The sequence below is a fragment of the Mycobacterium sp. genome (genome assembly GCF_032162605.1).
Classification (GTDB): Bacteria; Actinomycetota; Actinomycetes; order Mycobacteriales; family Mycobacteriaceae; genus Mycobacterium.
The window spans coordinates 1-2,899 of sequence record NZ_JAVROT010000544.1 but is presented as its reverse complement, the minus strand read 5'-3'; the positions used below and the strand labels follow the sequence as shown (position 1 = coordinate 2,899).

At 64.3% G+C, this 2,899-nt stretch carries 3 protein-coding genes; all 3 read left to right on the top strand.

Annotation, left to right across the window (positions count from 1 at the left end; translation table 11 throughout):
• Window positions 1-956: VOC family protein (locus tag QOI01_RS30055; RefSeq protein WP_526386870.1), on the top strand; the 956-nt coding region annotated here is incomplete at its 5' end.
• Window positions 957-1,059: 103 nt separating this feature from the next.
• The gene (locus QOI01_RS30050) at window positions 1,060-2,517 is read left to right on the top strand and encodes an aldehyde dehydrogenase family protein (RefSeq protein WP_526386868.1); all 1,458 of its coding nucleotides are present in this window, start codon (window positions 1,060-1,062) and stop codon (window positions 2,515-2,517) included.
• Between the two features lie 65 nt (window positions 2,518-2,582).
• The coding region (locus QOI01_RS30045; protein WP_526386866.1) for an FAD-dependent monooxygenase at window positions 2,583-2,899 on the top strand (317 nt) is incomplete at its 3' end.

Sequence of the window (2,899 nt, the reverse complement as noted above, 5' to 3'; positions counted from 1 at the left end):
TCGTGATAAATCTGACCGATATCGCGTATGTCCGCTCCGGCGTCGCTGACCTGTCGGAAGCCGTGCGATTCGCCACCGAGATCGTAGGACTCGAGGCCGTCGCCTCGGACGAATCCGGCGTCGTGCACCTCCGAGCCGATCAGCGGCACCATTGTCTCACTTTCGTGGAAGGCCATTCCGGAGTTATTTCATCTGGATTCACCGTAGCCGACTACGATGCCTTGGACGACGCGGAGACCCAGTTGGAACATCGCGGAATACGGGTTTCCAGGGGCGATGCGGTGGGTGCGCGTTCACGCGCCGTCGGCGACTATATCGCCTTCGACGACCCGTTCGGTAATCGAGTCGAATTGGTGGTTGCGCAGCGATTGTCGGCAGAACCTGTACGACTGACGCGCCCTTCAGGCATCACCGAGTTCGGTCACCTGTGCCTGGACGCGCCGAACGCTCGCGAGGCGCATCGGTTCTGGTCGACGGTGTTCAACGCTCGGGCCTCTGACTGGGTCGGCGAGGCGGTGTGCCTGATGAGGATCGACGCCCTACACCATAAGCTCGCTATTTTTCACGGCGACGAACCTGCGTTGTGCCACATCGACTTCCAGGTCTCCGCACTGGACGACGTGTTCCGCAACTGGCACTTCCTTGAGGAGCGAGGAGTCGAGATCCTCATGGGTCCGGGCCGCCACCCCACGTCGGGTTCCGTGTTCGTCTACTTCCGCGGGCCGGAGGGCTTGACCTATGAATACGCCACCGGAACCCGTCTCATCGAGGATGAATCCACGTGGCGACCTAGGGTGTTCGATCCCGGGCAGCCGTCGTCGATCGACATGTGGCGCGGACCGATCCAGCCGCTGACTCGCCAGAAGCAGATACCCGTCGCCGAGCCCGCGGCAGACGCGCCGCGGAAGCGGGAAGAAATGGGTACTCCGCAGGTTCATGTTGTGCCGGCACTGTAACGGCGCCCATCGATCGGCGAAGGGCACCGGGAACAACGCGGATGACAGTGACAACTCGTATCGGTACTCATCGAACATCCGGCCACGAAAGGCGACGATCCAAATGACAATCGACCGTGGACTGCTTATCGGTGGCAAGGAAGTGCCGGGCAGCACCGGCCGCGTAGCGCCGGACTTCAATCCATACAGCGGTGAGGTATATGCGACTGTCGCGGCCGCGGGCAGCGAAGACGTGACCGCTGCCGTGGACGCGGCCGGGGCGCGGTTCCCGTCATGGGCGGCGATGGCGACGTTCGATCGGCGGGCGATCTTCGCCCGTGCCGCCGAACTGCTGGAGGCGCGACGGGATCAGGTCGTCGAAGCCATGGCCGCGGAGGTTGGGTCCGTGCTGGGGAATGCGCATTTCAACGTCGGCATGGCGGCGAACCTCCTGCGCGAGCTCGCGGCCCTGATCACCGCTCCGCAGGGGAGCGTGCTGGCGAGCCAACGGCCTGACACGCTCAGTCTGGCCGTACAACAGCCGATGGGCGTAGTCGCCTCGTTCTCACCGTGGAACGCCCCAGTGATCCTTGGTATGCGAGCGGCGGCCGTTCCGTTGGCGGCCGGCAACACGGTGGTGCTCAAACCGAGCGAGGATGCTCCGCTGTCCGCCGGTCTGCTGATGGCCGATCTGTTCCGGGATGCTGGATTGCCCGACGGCGTCTTGAACGTCGTCACCAACGATCCCGCCGACGCGGCCACCGTCGCCGAGACACTCATCGATGACGAGCGAGTACGTGCGGTGAGTTTCACCGGTTCGACCAAGATGGGACGGATCGTCGGCGGTCGAGCCGCTGAACGCCTCAAGCCGACGGTCCTCGAATTGGGCGGCAAGAATTCGATCATTGTCTGTGACGACGCCGACATCGACTGCGCCGTGTCGGCCGCGGTGCACGGGGCGTTCGCGAACGCCGGGCAGGTCTGCATGGCCGCCGACCGCGTTCTGGTGCAGCGCTCCCGGGCCGCGGAGTTCATCGAGAAGTTCGCCGCGGCGGTCGACAGCTTGCCCGCAGGGGCTCCCGACGATCCCCGTACGGTCATCGGACCGATGATCAGTTCCGCGGCGGCGCGGCGGGTTTCAGGTCTCATCCGGGACGCCGTTGCCCACGGGGCCAAGGTGCTGGCCGGTGGCGGTGCACCGGTCGAGGCGGTTCTTCGAGCAACAGTGCTCATCGACGTACCCACCTCGACGGAGCTTTACCGCACCGAGTCATTCGGACCGGTGTGCGTTGTCGACGTCTTTGACACCGACGACGAAGCCGTCGACAAGGCGAACGATACTGATCAGGGTCTGTCAGCAGGGGTGTTCACCGAGAACGGCACTCGTGGGCTGGGCATCGCGCAGCGCTTGGAGACCGGTCTGGTGCACGTCAACGATCAGTCCATCCTCAGTGAGCCGCAAGCCCCGTTCGGCGGGGTGAAAGCGTCCGGATACGGCCGTTTCGGCGGACGCTGGGGGATCGAAGCCTTCTCCAACACACGGTGGATAACGCTGGCCGCGCGGCCCACTCGCTATCGGTGACCGTGCGCCCGCTCACCGACGTATTTCCCGCGGATGGCCGGAGTTCCACACAGAGAAGGTATGGAGTGCACGACAACACGACGCGGACCGATGTGGTGGTGGTGGGCGCAGGACCGGTCGGCATGACGGTCGCGGCATTGTTGGCGACCCACCAGATACGGGTTCAGGTGCTCGAACGCAACCGCACCACCAGCGACGAACCCAAGGCCATCAGCATCGACGACGAAGCGTTACGGATATATCAGTTTGCCGGCATGGCCAGCCGACTGCTAGGGATCATCGTTCCAGGCACCGGAACCCTTTACCACGACCGAACGGGACGTCCACTGTTCCAGGCTCGGGCCGAACGGCCTCGACGACACGGCTATCCTTTCAAGAACCC

What these genes read in the sequence shown, in the direction of transcription:
- QOI01_RS30050 (WP_526386868.1), top strand. Translation starts at nt 1,060, where the DNA reads ATGACAATCGACCGTGGACTGCTTATCGGTGGCAAGGAAGTGCCGGGC.